Origin of the sequence: Wolbachia endosymbiont (group A) of Cydia splendana (assembly GCF_947179475.1) — a bacterium.
GTDB classification, from domain to species: Bacteria; Pseudomonadota; Alphaproteobacteria; order Rickettsiales; family Anaplasmataceae; genus Wolbachia; species Wolbachia pipientis.
In genome coordinates this window covers 164,965-191,932 of record NZ_CAMXBP010000001.1, presented here as the reverse complement: position 1 = coordinate 191,932, position 26,968 = coordinate 164,965, and the positions used below count along the sequence as shown (strand labels likewise).

The window sequence follows — 26,968 nt, the reverse complement described above, 5'->3', positions numbered from 1 at the left end:
TTGATTTCTTTTAATATATGTTAATTGGTATAATATAAATATAGTTAAGGAGGTGTATTATGATTGGAAGTTTGGCTAAAGAAGAAAAAACAGCAGAGGCAGGAAAAACAGGTGATCAACTTGAAAAGTGTATTGGACCAACTTCACTGAATAGGGAGGTTTATTACTCTACGCTTATCTACTATACATTAAAAGAGTTATATTCACAATTAGGTGATATCTCTTATGCTAATAAAACAAGATCAGAAAAAGAAATAATCAATTTTTATGTTCTACCTCAATTTGCACGTTTTAAAGAAATTATTGATGAAGATATAAAAAAAGATCCTTCGTTTGCAAATTCTGCTATTGTAAAGTTTTGCTCCTCAATTATAAAAAATAACAAATTACTTAAAGAATTAGAAGAAGTTAGTATTCCTGCCAAAAACTCTAGTGTAAAGGCAAGGGTAAGCTTTCAACTGAAAAATCTGAAAGAAAAGGTGTGGTTCTTAGGAAAACTAAAGGAAAAAAAGAATTTCACTTACGTGCAGAGGGCTTTTGGGGATAAGTGGAGTTTTTATGACCTAATAAATGATGGAGATTTTAAAAAAACGTACATAGATAAAGCAGTAACAGAGTCTGCTAATAAGAGCTTTAAGGAAGATATAGATAAATGCATAAAGTTGGCAGAGCAGGGAAAAGAAGCTGCAAGTAAATATCTTGGAGAGAAAGGCGTAGAGTTTCGAGCTTATTACACAGAAACTGATAACACTCATAGAGTTTTGAATATCAATCTTATTAATTACAATAGAAGTGAGCAAACCAGGATTAGTGACATTTTACAGCAAGAGAAAGATATTAAAGAGCTGAATATCTATTGCAATAAAAAACATGAAATACACGCTCATCGGAAAGGTAAGGAAAGATATTATGAATTTAAAGAGGGCGCATATTATGAAATGAAAAGCACTTGGCCTGTAAAGGATGGATCCGAAATGTGTACCATGATTATGAATGTGAGTAGCGATGGCATAACTGAAGTACTAAAATTTAATGATGAAGATTTTGTGCTATCGGATGAGATCTTAGAATTAATAAAGCAAAACGATGAATTATATATTCAAGGTCTCTCCTTATATGATGCTGTACTAGAAAAAGGTAAGGCTGCTGATGTTGTACCTACTGCTAATAATAATTTTCAAAATGAGTCTATAGCGGCCTATCGCGAGGAACCAGAGGGAGAATTAGACCCTAAAGTTGATGCTGACAATAGCCTTCCTCCTTCTATTAATAGCAATGCATCAACTCAAACGGAAGTCAATTTACAACACACTGAAACTCAAACAGAAGTTGCTTCACAACAAATCGAAACTAAAACGGAAGTCAATTTACAGCACACTGGAACTCAGACAGAATTTGCTTCACAACAAATGGATGAATTGATTTTAAATAATCAGATGCTGTCCGAAAAAAACGTTGAATTGAAGCAAGAAATGTCAAATTTGAAAAAAGAAGCTGTTGAATTGAAGCAAGAAATAGAAGCAGGGTTGCAAGTGATAAATAAAAAGCACCATGAATTAATACAAGAAAATCAGCGACTACAGGAGAAACTAGAAACAACCCAAGCAGAAGCTAATCAAACAATTGTAAAGTTAGAGAAGCAGAATAGCAATTTACAAGACAGGTTTGAAAAAGAGGAGCAAAAAAACACGGAATTGCAAACTGAACTGGCACAAAAAAATGAAGAATTAGCAGGTGTGTTAAAAGAGCTACAAGGGAAAGCACAAGAACTTAAAGGTGTATATGAAGAAAAAAGAAAGCTAAAGGAAGAGCTGAAAATTGTTAATGCAGGAAAGAAGAATTTGGAAAAAGAGCTAAATCAAGCACGAGAAGATGCGGAACAGATAATGGTTGAACGACGCCAGCAGAAAGAGCGCTTGAAAGATCAGCTAAGAGAATTAGATCAGGAATATAAGGTACAAGTAGAAATTGAGCAAAAGATTAAAGAATCAGATAGGCAGGATAGCGATTTACAAGATACACTTGGAGAAGAGAGACTAAAACTCAACATTGAAGAACTAGAAAACGAGTACGAGGAATTTCCAGGAGATAAGGTGCTTACACTTGAACTCACTAAAGATGAAGATAAAGTCGAAGAGTTAAGAAACGAGCTAGAGCGTGAGAAAGAAAAGTGTAAACAATTATTAGAAGAAGAAAATGAATGGGGTGATGAATTGGTAGGAATGCTTGATGGACTGGAAGAAAAAATTCGTGCTGATGAACAAAGGAGCTTCAACAATCAATTAACGGGAGAAATTTCTAATGAGTCTGGTAATGCTCCACGACAGAAGAAAAGGTTATCCAAATCTTCAAGCGTTGATAATGAGTCTTATGTTCCACTGAGAGAGAAGACAACATTACTCAGATCTTTAAGCGTTGATAGTGGACTTGATAGCGATGAAGAAAATTGTGATAATGATTTATCTTTCAACATAAGTCCTATAAGTTCTATTGAGAAGGTGGCAGAGAGTAGAAACGTAGGTAGGGTATCATTGTGAAGATGGTTGGGGTTAAGTTGCAACTTAAGTGGGGCGCAAAAGGTCTTTTGTGTTGATAATAATTTAAAATCTATAGTAGACTAAAAAAGATTATTAAATTATAATATAACATATGATAAAAGACGAGAAATCGAAAACAATTTTTGAAGTGGAAGGGGCAGTAACTGCTTTACTACCTGCAGCAGAATTTAGAGTGAAACTGGACAATGAACATGAGATTATCTGTCATGTATCAGGGAAAGTGAGAAGAAGTAAAATACGCATCATTATAGGGGATAGGGTGTTAGTTGAGATGAGCATTTACGATAGGAATGCGAGAAAGGGTAGGATCATTAGAAGGCTTAAAGGTACAAGTGACAGAACGATCTCTAAATAATCTTATTCTTGCTTCATCATCGAAAAGGCGTATAGCTTTACTAAAACAAATAAACATTGAGCCAGGTTTAATTTTGCCAGCAGATATAGATGAAGCCCCTTTAAAAAAGGAACTTCCGAAGGATTACTCAATCCGTATGGCAAAAAGTAAAGCTGAGAAAATACAAAGTTTAAATCCAAATTATTTTGTGCTTGGTGTTGATACAGTTGTTGCTTGTGGTAGAAGGATATTGCTCAAAGCTGAAAACGTTGAGCAAGCAGAAAAATGTATCCGCTTGTTATCAGGAAGAAGGCATAGAGTATACACCAGTGTATGTCTATTAACTCCCGATCAATCTAAACAACATATCAGGACTGTGGTTACAATAGTGAAATTTAAACGTCTCAGTGAACAAGAAATTAAGTATTATTTAGCATCAGAAGAGTGGAAAAATAGGGCGGGGGGATGCAATATACAAGGCCTAGCTGGAGTGTTCGTATTGTTCTTACGCGGCTCCTACTCTTCCGTTATAGGGTTACCATTACATGAAACCTATTGTTTGCTAAGCAATTATTTTAACTTCAATTTATATTGAAATACCTTTATTAGTATCTTTTTTTTGTTGTGACTCAGCAACCTGTTTAGCCCAATCTAGTGGTCTTTTATTTCTGTTAGCTAATGCAATTCTATTGCGATCATAACCATCAGTGTGTTCTGTTAAAGTATCTCCTCTTTCTTCTTCTATTACTCCAGCTTTCAGTTGTGCTTCATCTTTCTCTAGTAATTTATATAGTTCGCTATTTTTATCTACAGTTGGATTAGTGTCATTATTTTCTCGTTCTGCCACTGTTTTTTCTAACCACTTACGTATAGGGTCATATTGTTTACCTTCTCCTATCTTTTCTAAAATGTTTTCTGAGAATGAATCTTTAGGAATATTTTCTTTAGTAGCCTGTTGTGCCGGTTCTCTTAACCCTTTATCCGGGTTTCCCAATGCTCCTTTTAACTCACTCGTATCTCCGATTTCTTTTGGTTCAATGTTTTCTAAGCTCTTCTTTAACTGTTCAGGATTTACTTGAGATTGTTCATTATTGTCATGAGTTGGAGATGAATAGCCCGAATCGTTTGCTTTTATGTCTGTTGAGCTGTCTTTTAGCAACCCAACTTCTCTCAAGCGTTTTTTAGTTTCTTCGCTAATCTGACTCTGATCAGCTGGTTTTAACCCGAGATTTTCTTGACCTAATGTATTTTTAAGTTCTTCAAATAGAGTTAGATTACTTTGTCTAATATGTTCTTCTAATTTCCTTCCTACCTGTTTTAAATCTGTTTGAGATTTACTATCACTATTAGTTGGAGATATATAGCCTGAATCACTTATACTATTTGGTGTTGAAGCAGAGACACTAATAGTTAGACCTTCCACTATTTTTACATCTGCTAAATCGTCTTTTTGCAATCCATCTTCTTTATCTTGTGACAGTTTATCAGTAGGATCAACTTGCCTTAATCCTCTATTATCCTGCTGTGATCTATCTCTGATTTCTTTAAGAAGATTTTCAGGTGGAGTTTGATCACTTTGTTCAATGTTCTCTAAGCTCTTCTTTAACTGTTCAGGATTTACTTGAGATTGTTCATTATTGTCATGAGTTGGAGATGAATAGCCCGAGTCACTTTTATTATTGAGTGCTGTAGCAGAGAGCGGCTGTTCACTTTCTTTCCACTTAGCATCACTAGCATCTTGGTTATCACTGTTATCTGGAGAAGATGAATAAGGAATTATGTCCTTTAATGTCTCTAACGGTGATGGGTTATTTTTTCTACTTCCTGCAATTGATGCTTTTCTATCATCAACATCAATGTGCCGTAAGTTGTTTTTCTTGAAATTTCTGATGTCTTGTAACAGATCGCCTTTGCTATTTCCTTCTTGTTGCTGGGTTTTAGGTTGTTGCTGATCATTAGGTGTTTGCTCACTTCTATCTGGTTTTTGGCTTCCAGGTACAGCATGTCCAAATGTAGGATTGTCATACCGTTCATCTTCTTGCCTATTATCTTGATTGTGGCTTACAGACTTGGTGAAAGTAGAACTATCTGAAGAATCAGAAGTTGCACCTTTTTGCTGATTATTAGGTGTTTGCTCATTTTCGCGCAAGTCATCTGGTTTTTGGCTTCCAGATTTGGCTCCCCCTTGCTCATCGAAAACACCTTTTTTAGGTGGTAGTGAACTAGTTCTAGGTGGAAGTGGCGGAGGAGTTTTTTTGTTCTGAGGATTCTCCTCAAAAAGCGATTGTAGGTTATAAACTTGACCTCCCGAATTTGCTTCTCGTGCTGCTTGTCTAAGCTCACGCTTTTCTTTAGCCTCCTGAGAATTAATTTTATCGTCAAAATCTTTTCCAATTCCGCTATCGTAAGAGTGCCTTCTGCTGTTAGATTGTGGTCCAAAATGTGAATGGTGATCTTCTTTTTTTCGAGTTATATCAGTAGCTTGAACACTAACATCTCTATTAACATCAATTCTTGTCGTAGTTTCAGATGATAGCTCGTTACTGTCTTTACTATGTTGCATCTCATTCACTTTTCCTTGTCCTTTCTCCCTGAATTGTATTTCATGCAAGAATAAACCACCTATTTTTACATCTCTGTTTACTTCTAACCGTTCTAGAGAAAAATCATCACCTTTAACAAGGTCTACACCGTTAGCATCAATCTTAATTTTGATCTTACATTCCTTCCCCTCCGCATACCACTTTAAAGTCATTTCATATGAACCATCAGTTACGACATAATGTCTTATTTTTTTCCCTTCTTCCTCGGCAACAAAACCATGCATTCCGCTCTTTCCATCACTATGCAATGTTGAAAATCCCGAGATTTCATTCTTCTCACAAAAATCACTATTTAAAAATTCGCTGATTTTAAACTCTTTTTTGTCATCTCCCAGCGTAATACTTGCGTGATTACCGTATATTGAAACTCCTGCAACATCATCAACATACTCTTTCAACCTTTCTTTAACTTCACTTTCAAGCTCTTGTCCAGCTTTCTTTGTCTTGTCGCATTTCTGAAGAATAACTCCATATGCTTTATCTTTGTTTTCTTCTTCGTCCCAATTCCAGTTGGCGTGTTTTGTTAAAAACTTTACTGTGTTAAAATCAACTCTAGCATTATAAATTGGGTCGTCTTCCTTTTTTATTTTATCAAATAAAGGAAAAATTTCTTGAATGCGCTCATTATAAATGTGTTCTTGTTGTGTATCGTTAGTGCCCATATATCCCTCACTAATAACCCTCTGCCTTTAGTTCTAGCTAATACTAGCTAATATAATTATCACAAGCATTGGTTGAATTTTTATTAAGGAAGGTTGTGTTACTAATGTGATGACACAAGCTATTTTATGGTAACATCAAACGATTTAAGTTGTCATTCCAGTCTGGAATCCAGCCTTTCACGAACCCCATCAAAAATGTTGTGTTTTAACATAAGATTAGCTACTTTTATGCTCACTAACTTAGTGCCAATCAAGATTCCTGGATCCCAGTGTCTGGGCACTGGGATGACATCCTTCTTGGCGGAAATCACTCTTATATCACAACAGCTGCATAGCCTAAATTGCTTTAGCTATAGCTCTGTTTTTGCAACTTCAAATATCTGCTACTCATAGTAAACACTTCTGGATCTTGAGAGGTTAGCTTGAGTATAGCGAGTATGTTGATAAACAACAAAGCAGCAATCGAGATATCAGCAACATCCCATAGCAACTGGACTTTACCTATCGCACCAAGCGGAATGATCATGGTAAAAATTACAATCCAGATTTTAGTGTATTTATTATCCATAGACACATAGCGTATTGTCTGTTTTGAGCAAAAAAACCAAGTAAAAATAGTAGTAAAGGCAAAACAAAACATTATGGCCATAATTAAATAGTCAATATAGGGCCAATTCATAGCTTTTCTAAAAGCAAATATGCACATGTTAGTACTCTCTAAATCAGTGACCCAAGAATCTGTGACAAGCAGTACCATTGTTGTAATAAACACTATGAATGCAACTATAAAAGGCGATATTATTGTGATTAGGCTCTGTTCAATAATAAATTTATTATTATTTTTCTTAGGAACAATTGAAGAATGTACGATTCCTTCGAGGCCAAGCCCTATATCTGTTGCAAAAATACCTCGCAAAGTTCCAACTTGAATAATAGTCAACATTTCTAAAATCAAACCTAGAGATAAACCAGAGTTAAAGCTACTAGTTGTAAAAAAACTGCTTGTTATTAGTTTTAGAGAAGGAAGAATATTTTCACTAAATTTAAATAATATGATACCGCAAAGTGTGAGGTAACTTACCGTCATTATCGGTATCATAGCCGATATAAAAATTTTAATTTTTTTTAAGCTGAGAGCTGCAACAACAAAAAATATTATGGCCATTACAATGCCACCAATGACTACAGGCACATCTATCATGTTAAGTGGTATTGATAGAGAATTTACCTGAACAAGGTTACCAACTGTTATTGAAACCATTATCATAACAACTAGAAACACAATTGTAGCTTTTCTAGAGTTAAATGCATCAGCCATGTAGGCTACAGGGCCACCTATAAACCGTCCGTTCTTTTCCTTTCTGGTTTTTATACTTAGATAACAAGTGACATATTTTATCACAGAAGTGATAACAATAATTATCGCCATCCACAAAATAGAGCCCGGTCCTCCGGTTTTTAGAGCAACAGCAGTTCCTGAAATATTTCCTACTCCTAAATTTCCCCCTAAAATTGTAAACAGAGCGGCTATAGAAGAAAATTTATTTTCTCCTTTTTTAGCTCCAAGGAGTGAAAGGGCGTATGGTAATCTAAATACCTGTAGCCATTTTAGTTTAATCGATAGGTAAACACCAGCAACTAGCATGAGTAATATTGTTGGCAGTAATAAAACAAACTTTACTGTATCCATCTGTAAAAGTGAGATTTTTATTTGAGTATACAACAAAAATTGAAAATACCTAACCTATTTTCTATGTATGACTTCGTTTCCGTCATTCTAGAAACCTTTTCTTGTCATCCAAGTAGCGTGACACATAACTGTACGAACATTGTAATATGGTACAATGTTAAGACGATGTCATTCCAGTGCTTGACACTGGAATCCAGCTTTTAATGCAACCCCTCACCAAAAATATTGTGTTTTAACATAAGGTTAGCTACTTTTATACTCACCAACTTAGTGTCCAATCTGGATCCCAGTGGGCTTTGTTGCATCGCTACTTATGAAAGGCTAACTATAGTTAGGATTATAAGCAACCTATTGAAAATCTTGTTTTTTTGCAATCAATCTGATCAAATTTAAGAATAGTAATTTGTTATTTATATTAATAAATTTAATTCTATTGAAAATAGCTAAAGCATTGAAATTCTTGAATTTTAGCCGGATTGGTAAATGGTAGTGAAATTTCTTTTACTCAAATTTAGGTATTCATTGACCGTTCTTGTTATAAATACCAGAATAATAAGCTACTGATATTCCCTATCTTTTTTATCTTTAATCCATCATAGCTAGCGATGCAACAAAGCCATCCCAGTGTCTGGACACTGGGATGACATCTTTTTTCTTGGTACAAATTACTCTTATATCTCAATGTTCGTACAGTTAGTGCGTGACACTGGGATCTAAATTTTTTATGCGAAACCATTATGTTTATATACTTGTAGGCCCAAGTTCCTCACATAGTGAACAAAAAAGTAAATGAGATTCCAGTGGGCTTTGTTGCATCGCTAGCTATGATGGATTAAAGATAAAAAAGGTGGAGAATATCAGTAGCTTATTATTCTGGTATTTATAACAAGAACGGTCAGTGAATACCTAAATTTGAGTAAAAGAAATTTCACTACCACTCACTAATCCGGCTAAAATTCAAGAATTTCAATGCTTTAGCTATTTTCAATAGAATTAAATTTATTAATATAAATAACAAATTACTATTCTTAAATTTGATCAGATTGATTGCAAAAAAACAAGATTTTCAATAAGTTGCTTATAATCCTAATTATAGTTAGCCTTTCATAAGTAGCGATGCAACAAAGCCATTCCAGTGTCACGCGCTGGAATGACACCTACCCCATGAGAACTCTATTTTTCATACCACTCATTTATAAGTTTATTGATATCAGAATCTATAAAATCCTTTAATGGTTGCCTGATTTTTATCTCAACATTTTTAGGGATGCACCTATCTTTACATATCGCATAATTTATATGGAAGTTAAGGTCAATATACCCTTGATTTAAAAATATATTCATCTTAAAGGGAAATAATACCATACCCTCATATACGTTACTTACAAACGTCTCTCTCCCTACTTTATCTTTATGTTCCTTTGGAATAGGCCAGTGAATATTTATATCTGATGCATTACCTTTGTAACTAATAGACGTGGGAAGGCCAAAATCTCCAGGATCTTTATAATATATGTGCCAGCCTGGTTCTACTGTAACCTTTATTGCACCTTTAAGAGTGAAGCTTGCTTCATTTATCTCGCCAATAAGTAAATCAAATTTTGCAATTTCCTCGTCAGCATATAGTTGAGTGCAAGAAAAAAATAAAAACAATATTAAATATATATGTATTTTCATTAAGGTAAATTTCTCCTTTTATAGAGAAAGTAATTTAGATTTTAATTATTATATTTAATAGTATTATATAGATTATTTATTAATATAGCATTATGCTATAGCTAAACTGACTTACGACAATCTGAAAAACGACAAATTCGTCATTCCGCTACTTGTTAGCGGAATCTATGCCGAGATACCGCGAATGAATCCACAACTGTACGAACATTGTGATTTTGGCCCATAAGGAGGGTGTCATCCCAGTGCTTGACACTGGGATGGCTTTGTTGCATCACACTTTATGAGATGGTGATTTATGGTAAATTCATGTAACTATCTCAAATTTAGCCATACCAATATCAGTGAATTTATTAAGCAAATAGCATTTAGTTCTTTTTCTCGATTTATCTCAGATTTATTCCTAAAACTAAATCCGAATATTTGCTTTAATCTTGAGAAAAACCCTTCAATATAAGATCTTTTCCCATAATTTACTTCTTTTTTCCATTCTTTCATGCCATCTTCACCGTATAATTTTATTAACCTAATAGCAGCATTCCTGTTAGACATATAATCTATTTCTGGATGTTCTGCCGCATTGTTTATTGGTGGAATTTTTGTCTTTATATCATATTCGTTACACAACTTATAAAACTTGTGCCTATCACATGCTCTATCTGCATATAGTGCTTTTATGGCATGCTGAAAATCAACTTCTTTTAGCAAATCACAAGCTCCATAGTGATCAGCCGTTACTGTATTTTACAGCTATGGCTTTTTTGTTGTTTATATTCAACATTACGTGCAATTTTCTCGTTTGCTCATAGCCACGATATTTTCTGTCAGTGCTATTTTCCTTGCTGTGTGTTGTTGTATATACTAATTCCTGTACTGTCTATAGCAATTTCGATATCTTCCATATTATTTTCTGCAATCATTTATCTTAATATTAAGTTTCTTAAACCTTCTTGATGCTTGTGAATAGCTGATAACTGCCAAATCTCTTCCTATTTGTTACAAATACCCTTTTATAAACCCGACTGTTTGTCTTAAACCAATTCTAAAGAAACTGACGATTATATGCACCAAAATCACAACTTTATCACTATAAATATAGTTGCCGCCCTGCATTTTTGGACAATTCTCGTACCAATTTTCTATGGCGTCATTGATATAACAAAAAATGCTTCCTCTTTCTTGGAGAAATTTGTTATATTCATGGCAGTTACTGACTCTCATTTTTTGTGGCATATTTTTTCTTCAACAGTTAAATGGCTATTTATAATGAATTTTGTCAGTAACTGCCAGTTCTTTTCACTTGAGCGATGCAACAAAGCCCACTGGGATCCAGGAATTTTATTAAGTTGGCAAGCATAAAAATAGCTGTTTTTTGTTAAAATACAATGTTTTGATGATTATGGAAATGCTGGATTCCAGTGTCAAGCACTGGAATGACATCACAGGGGCACTGGAATTTTTGTTTCAATATTTGTACATTAGCCATGCATCTGAACAGATACTGTAAATTAGCTATATTACATTAGCCCATCAGATGAGTTGTAATGGTTATAATTGTCTGATAAGTGACCTCTAACATCGTGACCTAACTCATTGGCATCAGGCTTAACTTCGTGATCTAACTCATTAGCATCGAGCTTAAACAAAGAAGGATTATCATCAGATTGTTGATTAGACTCTTTCTCTTTCGACCCAAATAACCATGAAAAGAGTGATGAGATAGAATCAATAATGGATTTAATTGCTGAAAAAATATTGGATAAGAAATTACTGGGTTGCTGAGTATCCTCTTCGGCTGATTCTGGTTCAGGCTCTTTTCCTGCTGTGTCATCCACATCTTGTTCAGGCTTACTTCTGCTTATGAGTGTCTTATCTAACCATTTGGACATATTCTTGTCTGGATTATGAAAATACATTTTCTCTATGTCCTTGTTTTCATCAACAAAAATTACTACAGTTGCATTCTGACTTAATGACCCTTCATTTAATCTATAACGTTCACTAACGAGCGATTCATGAGAGTTCTTTATATCTTGAATCAATCGAAGTTTTTCTTCTTCTACTAAAAGGTAACCTCTGTGTTGTATAGCATAATTGGTCCCTTTGTACTTAAATTGCAACATTCCTGTAACCTCTGTGTAGTCATCACCTTTTTGTTCTTCTTCTGGCTCTGGATTCGTGCGGTTTTCATTTACCTCTTCTTCAGACTTACTTCTGCTTATAAGTGTCTTATCTAGCTGTTTGAATATATTTTTGTCGGAGTTTCGAAAATACATTCGACTTATCTCCTTATTTTCATCAACGTGAATCGATAAAACTGTATTCTCATTCCCCAATCCATCACATTCACTAACGAGCGATTCATGAGAGTTCTTAATGTCTTTGATAAATTGAAATTTTTCTTCTTCTGAAAAGTACTTGCATCTTACGTTATAAGTGGTGCCTTTGTATTTAAAACTAAATATCCATCCATGGTCTTTATATTCATCTACTAGTTCATGAATATTCTTGACATTTTGTATAGCTTTAAATTTTTCATCTTCTGAAAAGTCCTTGTATCTTACGTTATAAGTGGTGCCTTTGTATTTAAAACTAAATATCCATCCATGGTCTTCATATTCATCTAGTCCAGAATTCTTGACACGTTGTATAATTTGAAATTTTTCATCTTCTGAAAGGTCCTTGAGGTATATACTACCAGTTGTATCTTTATATTTAAATTTAAACATCCATCCATGATCTTCATATTCATCTACTAGTTCACGAATATTCTTGACATTTTGTATAGCTTTAAATTTTTCTTCTTCTGAAAGGTTCTTGTGATATTTATAAAGTGTACCTTTATATTTAAATTTAAACATCCATCCATGGCCTTCATATTCATCTACACCCATCTGCTTGCAAATAGCTTTATAATTTTTTTCTTCTACCTCTCGTCCAATGACATTCGCTATGAGTTCAGTATCCAGAATATTCAAAGTTTGGACTGTTGCCGATGGTGAAAAACGCAATTGAAATATGTGGCCTAGCTCATGACCTAGAACAAAATCCATGGCACTTTGCTTATATGTCAGAATATTCTGACAATCTGTTACTCCTCGTGTAATATATCCTGGACCACCATCTTCATCTATGCCGAGAAGATTGTTATACTTTGTATAATCGCTTCTATTATTAAAAATGTGAACCGTTATATTGTAACTTGCATTACTATTTTTCAAGCAAAACTTTTCTTTAAATGCTTCATAGGCAGTTTTAATGTCTGTTTCTATTTGGTTTTGTTCCTGCTCAGATAAGTTGTCGTATTTTATAGTACAATTTATATACCCGTATTTAACGGTAAAGCTGTTAGACAAAACATCATGTATATTTGTGGAAAAATAATTGAACTGCTTTGACTCAGCTTCCTTATACAATTGATGCCCATATTTATCCCTAGAATACTTTGGTAGTTTAGGTACTTTGGCAATTAAGTTTTTGTTACTATCAAAAAAAGAAATATCAGAATTACCAATCCTAAAATCCTTTATAGATTGCCCGCAAGTGCCATCATTTGCACAATCATGATTATCTTTCTTATTAAACCATGCGTTGGTGTATTTTTCCATTTTGATACCTCACTACCAAACCTTACTATATTATTATCTTGGTAAAAATCATAATAATTCGTTAACTTGTATTTTAAATCTGTATCAAATGTGCTTTTCTCGTAAGGTATCAATTGTGAAGTAATTAACTTTATTTGTTTAAAATTTTGCTAAAATAGCTCTTTTTATACTATGTTTTATATAGCTAAACTGACTTAGATTTACTGACAATTTGAAAAACAAAAATTCGTCATTCCGCTACTATAGTATTTTCTAAAACGAATGATAAACGTCTAAAATGGTATTACCAACTAAAAGGTGTAAGTTTGTACATTGATGCATTAGAGGTCTGAGGCGACTTTTGATGGTGTGCCAACAATGCTCTATCGGATTTAGATCTTACTATTACCCACAAATATAAATGTTTGTTGCATAGCTCTTAATGGCATAACTTTTGCTTGAAATAACTGTTTATATGGTGCAATTTACAGCTTTTAGTTGCTAAAATTATAACTCTTAGTTTAATAATTTTAATCTAATAAGCTTTCAGGTTAATAAAATTAAATTATTTGAGTAAATACAATACTATGTTTTTATTTGTGGGTAATAGTAAGGCTTAAAGCAAAATGTAGTACGAACGGTAGGTGGATCTAAAAGATCGAATTACAATCCTGTATACAGCATTTTGCATTATTGTTTGATTATATTTATAGGTACAAAAATGGCTAGAATAATTTTCATGGGAGTAGATGTTTCCAAGGAAGCATTGGACATCTCAATTAATGGCAAGCATAAGCGCATAGCAAACGTGAGTGATGCTATATCTAAGTTTATAGAAACAAATATAGTCGATTTACCCATCAAGTTATGTGTAAGCTGGTGGCTATGAAAAGCTCATTATAAAATTGTTGCAAGATAACTGTCCATAAAGCTCACCCGAATCGGGTATATGCATTTGCCAAAGCTTGCAATCATTTTGCAAAAACTGACAAGTTAGATGCTAAATTACTGGAAAAATACGCTGAATTTGTCAGTAAAGACGGTGAAGTAAAAGGATGTATAATTTCACAAAAGCAAGAGGAATTAAAGGAGCTGGGGGCAGTTGAGCGTAATTTAAATGATGCAATTCATGCAAACAAGTGTCGCCTGCAAAGTGCGACGGGAAAAGCTAGAGAATACATAGAAAGACAGATAGGGTTTGCTGAAAAACAATTGAAAGAAATTAGGCAAGACATAGAAGACGCAATAGCTGAATTGAAAGGAAAAAATGAGCTTTTAATCAGCTATAAAGGTATTGGATCAAAGACGGCGAGCGTTCTACTGACAGAGGTGCCTGAGCTTGGTAGATTAGAGAATAGAGAAATTGCATGCTTAGTTGGAGTTGCACCTAAAACTAGTGAAAGTGGAAGAAAAGTTGGCAAAGCTCAAATCAAAGGAGGCAGGTTTTATGCAAGGAAAGCACTATACATGTCAGCTCTTGTTGCTATGCGCCACAACAGAAAAATGAAAGCGTTTTATCAGCGTTTGGTTGATTCTGGCAAAGCTGCTAAGGTTGCATTAGTTGCTGTCATGAGAAAAATTATCGTTTGTTTAAATGCCATGATAAAAAATAACAACTTTTATCTTGACTCTTAAGACGGTAGATGACAGACCATTGATTGTATGGGTTCCATCTGTTATATATAATCTTTTTGAATACGAAGAAAACTGATGAATGAGTATGATATTACGGTTATAGGTAGCGGTCCTGGTGGTTATATAGCGGCAATTAGGGCGGCACAGCTTGGGTTTAAAACTGCAATTGTGGAAAAAGAAAAAAATTTAGGCGGTATATGCTTAAATTGGGGATGTATACCAACAAAATCACTGCTTAGAGCATCTGAGGTTTATAGGCTAATAAAAAGATCAAAAGAGTTTGGTATAGAAGTAAAGGGAGCGAATTTTGATATACAATCAATAGTGAAATACTCAAGAAACGTTGTTGATAAATTGTCAAGCGGTGTTGCATATTTGATGAAAAAAAATAATATCAAAGTTCATCAAGGTTTTGGTAAACTTGCAGGCAATGGTACTATAAAAGTCGTTAGCGATAAGGAAGAACAAGAAATTGTTTCCAAGCATATCATTTTAGCAACAGGCGTGAGGGCACGGAATCTGCCTGGAATAGAGGCAGATGGAGATTTAATATGGAATGCGCAGCACGCTATGACTCCAGAGAGATTACCAAAATCGCTACTAATTATAGGGTCTGGTGCAATTGGAATAGAATTTGCAAGTTTTTATAGTACTTTGGGTGTTGATGTAACAATCATAGAGATAAAGAGCACTATTTTGCCGCTGGAGGATAAGGACATTTCAGATTTAGCACAAGAAATATTCACAAAACAGGGGATAGAAATATATACAAGCAGTAGCGTAAAAGCTCTTACTAAAAGTAAAGACTCTGCTCAAGTGCTACTAAGTAGTGGTGAGAGCAAAGAATTTGAGAGGGTGATTGTTGCGGTTGGAATTCAAGCAAATATTGAAAATATAGGTTTAGAAAATACAAAAATTAAATTAAGCCCTTCTGGCTTTATTGAAACGAATGAATGGTATGAAACTAGTGAATCAAATGTGTATGCAATAGGTGATGTAGCTGGCCCACCATGTTTAGCACATAAAGCGAGCCATGAAGCCGTGATCTGCATTGAAAAGATTGCTGGTAAAAATGCTCATGCGTTAAAAAAAGAATGCATACCAAATTGCACTTATTCTCATCCACAAATAGCGAGCATCGGCCTTACTGAGGAACAGGCAATAAAAGGTGGGTATGATATAAAAATAGGAAAATTTCACTCTAACTTTAATGGTAAGTCTGTTGCACTCAGTGAAACTGAAGGGTTAGTGAAAACGATTATAGATAAAAAAACCGGAGAAATTCTGGGTAGCCACATGATAGGTGCAGAAGTAACGGAGTTAATTAGCAATTTTGCTCTTGCAAAGCAACTAGAAGGAACAGACTTCGACATAAAATCTACGATTTTTCCTCATCCAACCATTTCAGAGATGATACATAAATCAGTGCTTGCTGCAGATGTTAAATAGTTGAACTAACGTTCCATCGTTTTAGAGTTGTCAATGTCTTGAGTAGTAGTTTGATTAGGCACTTTAGTTTCAATAGATTGATTACCACCAGCATCAGAATTCTGTAACTCTTCTTTCAATCCCTTAGCTGCTTCTTTAACTTCAAGCTTTGCCTTTGGATGAAGATCTTCTGGGCCTTTTCCTTTAGTATCCAAACCTTGTTGTAGATTAGTGCTTTTCATTTTATTATGCTGCTCGTGCTCAGGTAGGTCAACGACCGAATTGAAAAGAATTTTTATTATATTTTTTAGCAGTTCTAAAAAACCTCCGCTTCTGCCTTCTCTTTGTTCTTGAGGTTTATTTTTCTCATTAGGTTCTTTTTTACTATTACTTTTAGGCATTTTTAACTCAACTATCATAACGCTTAATAAAATTCTACGTGCAAATTGTTAAATAACAGTTAACAATCTAGGATTTATTATTTACAGATGGATATTATTTTAGCAACAGGTGGCACAGGCGGACACATTTTTCCAGCTATAACTTTAGCAAGAGCACTAAAGGCACAAGGATATAGTTGCATAGTATTTACTGATAAAAAAACAAATAAAAATACTGACGTGGGAAACTACACCTTGCCATTATGTAAACCAAGCAGCAACAAATTTAAGTTTTTCCTTTTCTTGATATACAGCTCTATGTTAGCACTGTATCAAGTAAGAAAATTAAAACCAAAATCGGTCATTGGTTTTGGTAGCTATGCTTCTTTTCCAACTCTTCTTGCAGCAAGAGTTCTTTCTATACCTATAATTTTACATGAACAAAACACAGTTTTAGGGAGAGTAAATAGATTCTTTTTCAAGAGTGCAAAATTAATTGCAACCAGCTTTCCGGAGACTAAATATGCAGAGGGCAATAAATGTATTTTTACAGGAAATTTTGTTGATATAAAAGCACAGAGCCATTCTAGTACTGAGAAAATCCTAAATATATTGGTCATAGCAGGCAGCCAAGGTGCAAATTTTTTTGATGATGTAGTAAGCAGCGTAATTTGTGATTTACCTATTAAAATGAAAAAGAAAATTAGAGTGACGCAGCAATGTACGAAGAAAAATGTAAACAAGGTCAAAAGTCTATACAAAAGTGAAAAGATCGATTGTGAATTGAGTGAATTTTTTGATGATATGGAGAATAGACTGGCCAATGCTCACTTGGTAATTAGCAGAGCAGGAGCAACTTCAATAGCAGAGATCACTCTTGCTAGGCGTTCTGCTATATATATTCCTTACCCTTACTCAAAAGATAATCACCAATTTTATAACGCAAAATATATTGAAGACTCGAGAGCAGCTATAATAGTTAAGCAGAATAGTGAAGCAAAAAAAAATCTAACAGAGGTACTATTTGATCTATTAAATAATTCTCAAAAATTGCGTGATATGACCAATAGTACAGAAAAAACAGGGATAAAGAATGGGACTACTGAGTTTGTTAAGGTGATTGTTCACAGGTTTAGTTGATGGCTGCTTGCTTTTTCTTCAAACACGTCCCAAAGATCCTTTTCTAGCGATATATTATACAATTTATTGATATAAACTACTCCCGTGGGTGAAGTTGTGTTAATTTCGAGCAGGAAGTCATCTATAATATCAATACCAACAAATATTAGCCCTCTTTTCTTTAATTCAGGACCAATTTTGTTACATATTTCATTGTTTCTATCGTTCATTTGAGCGGGCTCAAAACTTGCTCCAAGTCGCATGTTTGTTCTGATCTCTCCACTGATTTTTGGAATTCGTTTCATTACACCAATTGGTTGGCCATAAAGTAGCAATATTCTTTTATCTTTATCTATGTTTTTACAAAATGATTGTGCAATCACAGGGCATTCGTATTTTGCTATCATGAGATCCACTACTACTTGAATACTATTCTCATCTTGTATTCTTATCACATCGTTTCCTCCATAACTATACAATGGCTTCAGAATAATATCTTGATAGTTGTAGTAGAAATCTCTAATCATTGATATATTTTCAGTAATCAAAGTTGGCGGAATTAGCTCTGGAAATAATGAAGTTATCAATTTTTCAGGACAATTTCTTATTTCTGTTGGATTGTTAATTACCAATGCGCTGGTTTTTTCTAAGATATATGTTGTTGTAATATAACGCATATCAAAGGGTGGATCCTGTCTGATAAATATGATGTCCATTTCATTCAAGTTGATTGCTACATCCTCTTTAGAGATAAAACTAAAATCATCAACGCTGACTTTCTGAGCCAGAGCAATTGGATGGTTTAGCTTTAGTGCTAAATTGTTAGGAGCATAGACAAAAACTTCGTGCTTCCTCCTTTGTGCTTCCTTTATTAGCACGAATGTAGTGTCAGTTTCAAAATTTATATTTTCATCCATCTGAAAGGCAACTTTCATTTATGTTCTCTACCTATTGTCACAATTGTACAAATGTTATAATTTGAAAGCGATTTTTGCCTAATGGCGTAACTTACTGTACCTATATCGTACATAACTTACAACTTGTTTTACTCCCTTTACTTTTCTTGCAATTGCTATTACAGCTTTTAATTCCGCTTTATTTTGGGCTATACCCATCAAATAAACAACTCTATCAACCGTATTAACGCTATAATTAATTGACTTAATATTTCTTTTTCCCAGGAGTCTTGTTCTTATTTCCGCTGTTATCATGCCATCTACAGTGGTGTCTAGCATGGAAGCCATTTGAATTGGTATTACTCTTATTTCATTTATCACTTCTTTAATTTCTTTTTGCTGCCAAGCTATTTTTTCTGCTATAAGTTGTTTTTCAGGAGTGTCAACACTTCCAATGAGCAATACTCTTCCTTCACTTACTTTAACCTTTATGGATGAAAATAGCCCATGTTTTAAGAGCCCCTTATTAATTCTGATGACCATAGTCGTATCATCAATGATATTTCCCAAGGATTTGTCCTGCATTGTTATTGCTGTTGCTGTCGCTGTAGCCACCACACCACCTATTATAAGGGTTGTGCAACCACTTTGTGTAATCAAAAAAATTGCGAGTAAGAAGCTTGTTATTAATCTCATTATTGATTTTCAGGGTTTAGAGCTTTCATTAAGAAATGTTAATAAGCTTTTTTGATTGTGTAAATACCATAAATTAAGTAAGACTTTAAACCTTGAATATTTTTAATGGAATACCTATAATAGGGTACTGAAAATTTCTTGCGGATATGGCGGAATTGGTAGACGTGCCAGGTTTAGGTCCTGGTGAGCTTGCTCGTGGGGGTTCAAGTCCCTCTATCCGCACTTTAAAGTCATGTAACTTAGGTTTTAAGGGAAAATTTATAATCACTAAATACACTTTTGTTTGTGTAAAAACCTGTTCTTAAGGATTGTGTTTAACTTAAATTCTGGTAAAATGACTCTATTAAGATATGAATTAAAATGTTAATAAATGAATTATGATGTCTAATAATATACCTCAAAATACAGTCGAAGTAAGTAGCGTATATACCTACAAAGAGCTTAGTATAGATAAACTAAAGTATGAGTATGAAATCACAGTTGGTAGTGATTATATAAAACAAAAGGTAAATTCCAGGTTGCAAGAGATAGCAGAAAATGCAAAATCACCTGGATTTAGGGCTGGAAAGATGCCCTATGACCTTGTTGTTGCAAATTATAAAAACGAGGCTTTGGAATATGTGATAAATAATACAATTGATTATTGCTCAAGTGATTTGATGAAAAAAATTGAAGTCAAGTCTCACATTTATCCTAAGGTTGATGTTATATCATTACCAGATCTGGGCAAAGAAAATGAGGAGGGCAATTTTGTATACAAGCTATCTTTTGAGTCGATGCCTGAAGTACCGATGATAGATCTTGACAAAATAAACTTAAAGAAAATTGAAGCAAAGATTGAAGAGGAAGATATAAAAGAATTTATTGATTCTATCAAAACAAAGTTCCCCAATTTTGCCTCTGTTGATGATGCTTCTTATCAAGCGAAAGATGGGGATAAATTGATAATTGATTTTGAAGGGCGGATTAGGAATAAGCTCTTTCAAGGTGGAAGTAGCAAAGATTTTGCCGTTAATTTAGGGTCTGGCACATTTATTAATGGTTTTGAAGATCAATTAACTGGTATGAAAAAGGGAGAAACAAAGAACTTTAAGTTGAAATTTCCTGAAAATTACCAAGCCATTTCCCTTGCAGGACAGGAAGCTGATTTTTCTGTGCGAGTTAATGAGATTCAAATTGCCAAAGATTTTGAAAATGATGATGAAATAGCTAAGAGTATTGGGTTTAAAGATTATTCTTTGCTAATAAATCATGCAAAAAAAATGATTGGTGATCAGTGCACCGAAATGAGAAATCTCTTAATTAAAAAGGAGCTGTTTGATTATTTGGATGCTAATTATAGTTTTGATTTACCCACAGACATAGTAAAACAGGAGCAACAAAGAATGGAAGGAGAATTGGGTGCTCAAAATGATTCTCGTAAAGAAGCTGAAAAACGTGTAAAGCTTGCTATGTTATTTATGAAATTTAGTGCAGAACATAAAATATCATTAACTCAAAATGATGTTTTGAGTGTTCTTGTAAATCAATATGTCAGTAAAGATGTGCAATTTGATAGAGTACTTAAGCATTTTGAATCAAATAAACAATTTCAAGAATTAGTTAGAGGGCAAGCGCTTGAGTATAAAGTGACAGATTATATAATAGAAAAAGTTAGTAAAGAAGAGCAGATTGTTTCTGTGAAAGAATTAAAGGAATTATTTGATAATATTTAATAGGAAAAGGTATGACTCTTATACCAATTGTAGTTGAACAAACTAGTCGCGGTGAGCGCGCTTATGACATATATTCAAGACTAGTGAAAGAAAGAATAATTTTTGTAACAGGTCCTATTGAAGACAATATGGCCAGTGTAATAGTAGCACAGCTTTTATTTTTAGAATCGGAAAATCCCGATAAAGACATTTGTATGTACATCAACTCACCAGGTGGTGTTGTAACTGCTGGTTTGTCGATCTACGATACAATGCAGTATATAAACCCAGACGTTTCAACTTTATGTATAGGTCAAGCTGCGTCTATGGGTTCTTTATTGCTTGCAGCTGGTACAAAAGGTAAGCGCTACTCTCTACCTCATTCAAGAATTATGATACATCAGCCATCTGGTGGTTATCATGGTCAAGCAACTGATATAGAAATACATGCTAATGAAATTTTGCGGGTTAAGAAAAAACTAAATCAAATTTATGAAAAACATACTGGAAATTCACTGAAGAAAATTGAAGGAATGATGGAAAGAGATAAATTCATGGATCCTGAAGAAGCAAGGAAAATTGGCTTAATTGACAGGGTGATAGCTGAGCGTACAGATATTGAAATTGAAAATATTAAAGTTAAACAAAAGGTGGGTTAATGGATAACAATAATGATTTACACTACTGTTCTTTTTGCAACAAGGCGCAAGATGAAGTAGATAAATTGATTACTAACTCTTCGGATGGTTTAAAGGTGTTTATTTGTAATGAGTGCATAGAATTATCCCATAAAGCAATAAGTCAAAAGAAAGATAGATCTTTTAATTCAGATCGTATATCTGATATGAAGCTATTACTAAAGAAACCTGAGGATATAAAAAACTTTCTCAGCAAGCATGTTGTAGGTCAAGAACACGCGCAACACGTTTTATCTGTAGCTATGTATAACCATTGTCAATCCATGGTACAATTTCATGCTATAAGTGATATTGAAATCGAGAAGTCAAATATAATGCTTATTGGTCCCACTGGTTCTGGTAAGACTTTGCTAGCCAAAACACTTGCTAAAGTTTCAGATGTGCCATTTGCTATGGCTGATGCGACAACTTTAACTGAGGCAGGTTATGTGGGTGATGATGTAGAAAGCGTGTTGTCGCGTTTATTACAAGCTGCAAATTATGACGTTGTAAAAGCACAGCGTGGTATAGTGTTTATAGATGAAATAGACAAGATTACAAGAAAATCTGAAAGCACTTCAATAACCCGTGACGTTTCAGGTGAAGGGGTCCAGCAAGCTCTGCTTAAGATTATGGAGGGTACAGTTGCTTATGTTCCGCCACAAGGAGGGCGAAAACACCCACAACAAGAGTTTATACAAGTAGATACTAGTAACATACTGTTTATTTGTGGAGGAGCTTTTGAAGGCCTCGATAAAATTATTGAAGCGAGAAAAAAGGGAACGTCAGTTGGCTTTGGAGCAGATATAAGTCAGTCTAAAGAGCAAAAGAAAAAGAATGCTTTACATGATGTTCAACCTGAAGATTTAATCAAATTCGGTTTAATACCCGAATTTGTAGGGCGGGTTCCAATAACTGCTGTTTTAGATGAGCTGGATCATGAAGATTTAATACATGTGTTGACAGAGCCAAGGAATGCACTAATAAAACAGTACAAAGCATTGCTTGCGTTTAGCAAAGTAAACCTTGAGTTTTCAGATGAAGCAATATCAGCTATTGCTAAAAAGGCTATAAGCTACAAAACAGGTGCAAGAATGTTACGTGCTATCTTGGAGTCACTTTTGCTTGACATTATGTATACATCTGGAAACGGAGGCTTTGAAGGTAGCACTATAGTAATCACTAAGAAAATGGTAGAATTAGGAAAAGCAACGGTTAATCATAATAACAATGGCAATGTTATAACGGTTAATGATTAATTTGAGGCATATATTATGAACATTGAACGTGCTGTAAGCTCTAGTTTTACTGCATTGCCAGTATTACCTTTAAGAGATGTAGTAATTTTTCCAAATATAATGGTGCCTTTATTCATAGGCAGAGAAAAATCTGTTAATGCACTAGAGTATGCAATAAGTAGTAGTAATCACCAAAATGAGATTTTTCTTGTAGCACAGAAAGATGGCTCTGTTGATAATCCAGAGCCTGAAGATCTTTATGAAGTAGGTGTGTTAGCAAGCATTGTACAACCGTTAATAAAATTACCTGACAATGCAGTAAAAGTTATAATCCGGGGGATAAGAAGGGGAAGAGTTGTAGAATATATTAGCTCTCATACTTTATTACAAGCCAGGGTAGAGTTAGACAGTCATTATAAAGAAGATGAAGACAATATTGACTTAGAAGCTTTAAGGCGATCTGTTGTAGACGCGTTCGATAGCTGGTGTAAGCTAAACAAGAAAAATCAGCCCGAGGTTGCCATTAACTCCATTGATCAAATCAAAGAAGTTGATCAACTTGTAGACACGGTAGTTTCACATTTAAATATAAAAGTATCAGATAAACAAAGCATACTTGAGGCTTATGACCCAGAAGAGCGTTTAAAAAAAGCTTTTGCTTTTATTGAGAGAGAAATGAGTATTTTGAACGCACAAAACCGTTTATATAAGACAATTAAATCGCAAGTTGAAAGCACTCAGAAAGTTTACTACCTTAACGAGCAATTGAAAGCTATACAGAAAGAATTAGGCGAATTTGAGAATGGTGATGAAGGGAATATACTCAATGAATTTGAAAAAAAGATAAATGAAACAAAGCTTTCTCAGGAAGCAAGAGAGAAAGCTATAACTGATTTGAAGAGATACAAGAAAATGAATCCCATTTCTCCTGAAGCTACAGTTATATCTAGTTACTTGCATTGGTTGCTTGAGTTGCCATGGGGAAAGTACAAAGATGCAAAAATTAACTTAAATGCAGCTAAGAAAATCTTAGATGAAAATCATTATGGCATAGAGAAAGTAAAAGATAGAATAATAGAATTTTTAGCGGTATTAAAAAGAGTAAAAGAGATAAAAGGTCCTATACTTTGCTTAGTTGGACCGCCAGGTGTTGGTAAAACTTCTTTGGCTAAATCTATGGCAAGAGCAGTAGGAAGAGATTTTGTTCGTATAGCTCTTGGTGGTGTGCGTGATGAGTCCGAGATACGAGGGCATAGGAAAACTTATATTGGCTCAATGCCTGGTAAAATCATTCAACACATGAAAAAAGCTAATTCATGCAACCCGCTTTTTCTGCTTGATGAAATAGATAAGATGGGTTCTGATTCGCGTGGCGATCCTGCGTCTGCATTACTTGAGGTTTTAGATACTGAGCACAATAAACACTTTACGGATCATTACTTGGAAGTTGAGTTTGATCTTTCAAGTGTAATGTTTGTAGCTACGGCAAACAGCTTAAATTTACCACATCCTTTGCGTGATAGGATGGAAATTATACAATTGTCCGGGTATACTGAAGATGAAAAAATCAGTATTGCTACACACCACCTTATTCCGAAGTTAAAGAAGGAGCATGGTTTGTATCAGAAGGAATGGGACATAACTAATGAGGCGTTATACGAGTTGATACGTTTATATACACGTGAAAGTGGTGTGCGGAGTATGGAAAGGGAGCTTGCAAAGCTCATGAGAAAGGCAGTTAAAGAAATATTGACTGATAAAAATAAGAAAATATCCGTAGGGGTTGACAATTTACAAGATTATTTAGGGGTACGTAAATATACCTTTGGCATTGCGGAAAATGAGAGTTTAGTAGGAATAGTAACTGGGCTCGCCTATACTGAAACAGGTGGTGATATTTTGATGATAGAATCAGTCCTAATTCCGGGCAAGGGAGAAATAAAATACACAGGAAAGCTTGGAGAGGTTATGCAAGAATCTATAAAAGCTGCGTATAGTTATATTCGATCAAATTGTTTGTTTTTTGGTATAAAGCCCGAAAAATTCCAAAATAATGATATACATTTGCATGTACCTGAGGGTGCTGTACCAAAAGATGGCCCTTCTGCTGGCGGCGCGGTATGTACGTCTATTGTTTCTCTTATGACAAATATACCAGTTAACAAAAATGTTGCTATGACAGGCGAAGTGACATTGCGTGGTAGAGTTTTAGCTATCGGGGGCTTGAGAGAAAAATTGCTTGCAGCGCTCAGAGGATCAATCAAAACTGTGATTATACCAAGTGAAAATGAGAAAGATATGCAAGAAATTCCGGCAAGCATCAAAGAAGGGATCAACGTAGTTTTTGCTAAGAATATTGATGAAGTTATGAAAGTTGCTTTAATGCACCCTACTACTCCAATTAATGGTGATGATAATCAAAATAGTGTGCCTTCCTCTATAGAAAATAAAGATGATACTTTTCCTATGTCGGAAACATTGAAGCATTAGATTAAGAAGGTATTATACAATCTCCACTTCTTTTTTATCCGGCAAAAACCCACCAACTTGTCTGTCCCATAAGGATATGACTTGCTTTGTTGTTATGTCATTCATATTTTTTACTTATTCTATCTCCCAGTTTAATTCAAGTAGATGATATATTATAATAGTCCTTTTCATGGAAACCTTTTCTGGTAGATTGCTTTCTAGAAAAACATTGGTCAAGGTGCCAACTGTGGTTTATAATAATATAAATTATATCATAGTTGATTTGCGTTTATCAGAGCTGAGGTATGTTTTATTTTACAAATTTTTTGCCTATTTTACTGTTCCTATTTCTTTTTGTAGGAAGCGGCATATATTTTACTGTTCTTGGCGTGTCAAATGCTTTTTATCAGTTATCTCCACTAGTAGCCATTGTTCCTGCCATAGCTCTGGGTTGGGTTTTATACAAGGGCAATACTGAAGAAAAAATGTATGCCTTTCTAGATGGGGTAAGAGATCGTAATATTATCACTATGTGCATCATTTTTTTACTTGCAGGTGCATTCAGTGAAGTAACTAAAGCAATCGGTAGTGCTGATGCCACAGTTAATTTGGCTCTTTCATTTATACCAACACAATTTTTACTCATAGGATTATTTTTTGTAGCAGCTTTCATCTCCACTGCTATTGGTACATCAATGGGCACCATTGCAACAATTGCTCCTATTGCAGTTGAACTGACACAAGCTGGGATTTCTCCTTCCTTAGGAGTGGCAACCGTTGTAGGAGGAGCAATGTTTGGCGACAATTTATCTATTATCTCTGATACTACAATTGCATCTGTGATGTCTCAAAAGGCTGATATAAAGAAAAAATTAAAACTGAATGCAAAAGTGGCACTAATTGCTTCTATATTCACAATAATTATATTATTTTATAGCTCAAGCAATAGTGCTGCTATTTCAGTTAAGGAGTATTCTTTATTGCTTGTGGCTCCTTACATCATACTTATATTGCTTGCAAACTTTGGAATCAATGTATTTACGGCATTGGTTTTAAGCATAACTTTTGCTGGAATTATTGGATTTATAAATAACAACAATCATGGTTTATTGTTTTTAAGCCAAAACATCACCAAAGGGTTTATGAGTATGCATGAAATTATGCTACTGTCATTGATGGTTGGCGGGCTTTCAGGACTAGTAGGTAAAAATTCTAAGGAGTTTGCAGATAAACTTTCATCTTGGGTTATGATACAACGTGGTGGACAAAAAACTGCACAGTTATTTATTGCAAAAATAGTCAGCATATTTGATATTTTACTTGCAAATAATACCATCGCTATAATTTTTAGCGGTGAAATTGCTAGAGATATTGCTAAGAAATATGAAATACCGCCTCACTATAGTGCAGCATGGCTAGGCATATTTTCTTGTGTATTTCAAGGATTAATACCGTATGGCGCTCAATTGCTTTTGGCTAGCACTATTGCTGGAGTTTCACCTTTGGCAGTCATGCCACACGTATACTATTGCTATGTTTTAGGTATTATTGCAGTGTTATATATTGTATTGAACAAAATTGAGAAAAAAGATTGTGCTTAATATACAAGACAACGCTCCGCTCTGTAG

19 protein-coding genes, 1 tRNA gene and 2 pseudogenes are annotated in these 26,968 nt (G+C 34.4%); 13 read left to right on the top strand and 9 right to left on the bottom strand.

Annotated features, from left to right (window positions below; all coding sequences use genetic code 11):
• Positions 1-59: 59 nt before the first annotated feature.
• The 3 genes from OM961_RS00900 to OM961_RS00890 all read left to right on the top strand — a co-directional run bounded on the left by OM961_RS00900 (position 60) and on the right by OM961_RS00890 (position 3,487).
• Positions 60-2,537, top strand: a complete 2,478-nt coding sequence (locus tag OM961_RS00900) for a coiled-coil domain-containing protein (RefSeq protein ID WP_264339159.1) — start codon at positions 60-62, stop codon at positions 2,535-2,537.
• 112 nt (positions 2,538-2,649) lie between these two features.
• On the top strand, positions 2,650-2,913 hold the full coding sequence (gene infA / locus OM961_RS00895; protein ID WP_007550159.1) for a translation initiation factor IF-1: 264 nt from the start codon (positions 2,650-2,652) through the stop codon (positions 2,911-2,913).
• Positions 2,891-3,487, top strand: a complete 597-nt coding sequence (locus tag OM961_RS00890) for a Maf family nucleotide pyrophosphatase (protein ID WP_010082554.1) — start codon at positions 2,891-2,893, stop codon at positions 3,485-3,487. Before infA ends, OM961_RS00890 begins: the two co-directional genes overlap by 23 nt.
• Here the strand turns inward: OM961_RS00890 and OM961_RS00885 are convergent.
• From OM961_RS00885 to OM961_RS07495, 5 genes and pseudogenes are all read right to left on the bottom strand, one after another.
• Positions 3,479-6,157, bottom strand: a complete 2,679-nt coding sequence (locus tag OM961_RS00885) for a hypothetical protein (protein ID WP_264339158.1) — start codon at positions 6,155-6,157, stop codon at positions 3,479-3,481. The two genes, OM961_RS00890 and OM961_RS00885, sit on opposite strands and share 9 nt — an antisense overlap.
• 152 nt (positions 6,158-6,309) lie before the next feature.
• Entirely contained in the window at positions 6,310-6,468 is a 159-nt protein-coding gene (locus OM961_RS00880; protein WP_153296804.1) for a hypothetical protein, read from the bottom strand.
• A gap of 35 nt (positions 6,469-6,503) precedes the next feature.
• The gene (locus OM961_RS00875) at positions 6,504-7,847 is read right to left on the bottom strand and encodes an alanine:cation symporter family protein (protein ID WP_264339157.1); all 1,344 of its coding nucleotides are present in this window, start codon (positions 7,845-7,847) and stop codon (positions 6,504-6,506) included.
• A 1,173-nt stretch (positions 7,848-9,020) separates the two neighbouring features.
• A complete protein-coding gene (locus OM961_RS00870) occupies positions 9,021-9,524 on the bottom strand; it encodes a protein-disulfide reductase DsbD domain-containing protein (protein WP_155968372.1) in 504 nt (167 codons plus the stop codon).
• 304 nt (positions 9,525-9,828) lie between these two features.
• A pseudogene (locus OM961_RS07495) lies at positions 9,829-10,754 on the bottom strand (IS5 family transposase).
• A gap of 139 nt (positions 10,755-10,893) precedes the next feature.
• Between OM961_RS07495 and OM961_RS00855 the strand changes: the two are divergent.
• Positions 10,894-11,028: a hypothetical protein gene (locus tag OM961_RS00855; protein WP_264339156.1), complete on the top strand. Its 135-nt coding sequence runs from the start codon at positions 10,894-10,896 to the stop codon at positions 11,026-11,028.
• A gap of 10 nt (positions 11,029-11,038) precedes the next feature.
• On the opposite strand, the gene OM961_RS00850 is transcribed toward OM961_RS00855, so the two are convergent.
• Positions 11,039-13,129, bottom strand: coding sequence for a hypothetical protein (locus OM961_RS00850; RefSeq protein WP_264339155.1), 2,091 nt, complete (start codon positions 13,127-13,129; stop codon positions 11,039-11,041).
• A gap of 700 nt (positions 13,130-13,829) precedes the next feature.
• Between OM961_RS00850 and OM961_RS07490 the strand changes: the two are divergent.
• A pseudogene (locus tag OM961_RS07490) lies at positions 13,830-14,743 on the top strand (IS110 family transposase).
• Positions 14,744-14,818: 75 nt separating this feature from the next.
• Complete coding sequence (gene lpdA, locus OM961_RS00835; protein WP_264339154.1) at positions 14,819-16,192, top strand: dihydrolipoyl dehydrogenase; 1,374 nt, start codon at positions 14,819-14,821, stop codon at positions 16,190-16,192.
• 5 nt (positions 16,193-16,197) lie between these two features.
• On the opposite strand, the gene OM961_RS00830 is transcribed toward lpdA, so the two are convergent.
• Complete coding sequence (locus OM961_RS00830; protein ID WP_006279962.1) at positions 16,198-16,590, bottom strand: hypothetical protein; 393 nt, start codon at positions 16,588-16,590, stop codon at positions 16,198-16,200.
• A gap of 69 nt (positions 16,591-16,659) precedes the next feature.
• Here OM961_RS00830 and murG point away from each other — a divergent pair, with 69 nt between their 5' ends.
• Positions 16,660-17,691, top strand: a complete 1,032-nt coding sequence (gene murG, locus OM961_RS00825; RefSeq protein WP_155968867.1) for an undecaprenyldiphospho-muramoylpentapeptide beta-N-acetylglucosaminyltransferase — start codon at positions 16,660-16,662, stop codon at positions 17,689-17,691.
• On the opposite strand, the gene gshB is transcribed toward murG, so the two are convergent.
• Both gshB and OM961_RS00815 read right to left on the bottom strand, forming a co-directional pair.
• Positions 17,676-18,605, bottom strand: coding sequence for a glutathione synthase (gshB, locus tag OM961_RS00820; protein WP_007549071.1), 930 nt, complete (start codon positions 18,603-18,605; stop codon positions 17,676-17,678). The two genes, murG and gshB, sit on opposite strands and share 16 nt — an antisense overlap.
• A 60-nt stretch (positions 18,606-18,665) precedes the next feature.
• On the bottom strand, positions 18,666-19,262 hold the full coding sequence (locus tag OM961_RS00815) for a BON domain-containing protein (RefSeq protein WP_264339153.1): 597 nt from the start codon (positions 19,260-19,262) through the stop codon (positions 18,666-18,668).
• 140 nt (positions 19,263-19,402) lie between these two features.
• On the opposite strand from OM961_RS00815, the gene OM961_RS00810 reads away from it, so the two are divergent.
• From OM961_RS00810 to OM961_RS00785, 6 genes are all read left to right on the top strand, one after another.
• Positions 19,403-19,484, top strand: a tRNA-Leu gene (locus OM961_RS00810).
• A gap of 158 nt (positions 19,485-19,642) precedes the next feature.
• Positions 19,643-20,977, top strand: a complete 1,335-nt coding sequence (gene tig, locus OM961_RS00805) for a trigger factor (RefSeq protein ID WP_264339575.1) — start codon at positions 19,643-19,645, stop codon at positions 20,975-20,977.
• An 11-nt stretch (positions 20,978-20,988) separates the two neighbouring features.
• Positions 20,989-21,615 (top strand): ATP-dependent Clp endopeptidase proteolytic subunit ClpP, encoded by a 627-nt coding sequence (clpP, locus tag OM961_RS00800; protein WP_006280254.1) that lies wholly within the window; start codon positions 20,989-20,991, stop codon positions 21,613-21,615.
• Positions 21,615-22,892, top strand: coding sequence for an ATP-dependent Clp protease ATP-binding subunit ClpX (gene clpX, locus OM961_RS00795; RefSeq protein WP_006279985.1), 1,278 nt, complete (start codon positions 21,615-21,617; stop codon positions 22,890-22,892). Before clpP ends, clpX begins: the two co-directional genes overlap by 1 nt.
• A gap of 15 nt (positions 22,893-22,907) precedes the next feature.
• A complete protein-coding gene (gene lon / locus OM961_RS00790) occupies positions 22,908-25,361 on the top strand; it encodes an endopeptidase La (protein ID WP_264339152.1) in 2,454 nt (817 codons plus the stop codon).
• Positions 25,362-25,645: 284 nt separating this feature from the next.
• The gene (locus OM961_RS00785) at positions 25,646-26,941 is read left to right on the top strand and encodes a Na+/H+ antiporter NhaC family protein (RefSeq protein ID WP_264339151.1); all 1,296 of its coding nucleotides are present in this window, start codon (positions 25,646-25,648) and stop codon (positions 26,939-26,941) included.
• The last annotated feature ends 27 nt before the right edge of the window (positions 26,942-26,968 follow it).

Coding starts and splice junctions, on each gene's coding strand:
- clpP (WP_006280254.1), top strand. CDS start 20,989: ATGACTCTTATACCAATTGTAGTTGAACAAACTAGTCGCGGTGAGCGC.
- OM961_RS00875 (WP_264339157.1), bottom strand. CDS start 7,847: ATGGATACAGTAAAGTTTGTTTTATTACTGCCAACAATATTACTCATG.
- OM961_RS00815 (WP_264339153.1), bottom strand. CDS start 19,262: ATGAGATTAATAACAAGCTTCTTACTCGCAATTTTTTTGATTACACAA.
- OM961_RS00785 (WP_264339151.1), top strand. CDS start 25,646: ATGTTTTATTTTACAAATTTTTTGCCTATTTTACTGTTCCTATTTCTT.
- OM961_RS00870 (WP_155968372.1), bottom strand. CDS start 9,524: ATGAAAATACATATATATTTAATATTGTTTTTATTTTTTTCTTGCACT.
- OM961_RS00830 (WP_006279962.1), bottom strand. CDS start 16,590: ATGATAGTTGAGTTAAAAATGCCTAAAAGTAATAGTAAAAAAGAACCT.
- lpdA (WP_264339154.1), top strand. CDS start 14,819: ATGAATGAGTATGATATTACGGTTATAGGTAGCGGTCCTGGTGGTTAT.
- tig (WP_264339575.1), top strand. CDS start 19,643: ATGTCTAATAATATACCTCAAAATACAGTCGAAGTAAGTAGCGTATAT.
- OM961_RS00885 (WP_264339158.1), bottom strand. CDS start 6,157: ATGGGCACTAACGATACACAACAAGAACACATTTATAATGAGCGCATT.
- gshB (WP_007549071.1), bottom strand. CDS start 18,605: ATGAAAGTTGCCTTTCAGATGGATGAAAATATAAATTTTGAAACTGAC.
- OM961_RS00900 (WP_264339159.1), top strand. CDS start 60: ATGATTGGAAGTTTGGCTAAAGAAGAAAAAACAGCAGAGGCAGGAAAA.
- lon (WP_264339152.1), top strand. CDS start 22,908: ATGAACATTGAACGTGCTGTAAGCTCTAGTTTTACTGCATTGCCAGTA.
- infA (WP_007550159.1), top strand. CDS start 2,650: ATGATAAAAGACGAGAAATCGAAAACAATTTTTGAAGTGGAAGGGGCA.
- OM961_RS00850 (WP_264339155.1), bottom strand. CDS start 13,129: ATGGAAAAATACACCAACGCATGGTTTAATAAGAAAGATAATCATGAT.
- clpX (WP_006279985.1), top strand. CDS start 21,615: ATGGATAACAATAATGATTTACACTACTGTTCTTTTTGCAACAAGGCG.
- murG (WP_155968867.1), top strand. CDS start 16,660: ATGGATATTATTTTAGCAACAGGTGGCACAGGCGGACACATTTTTCCA.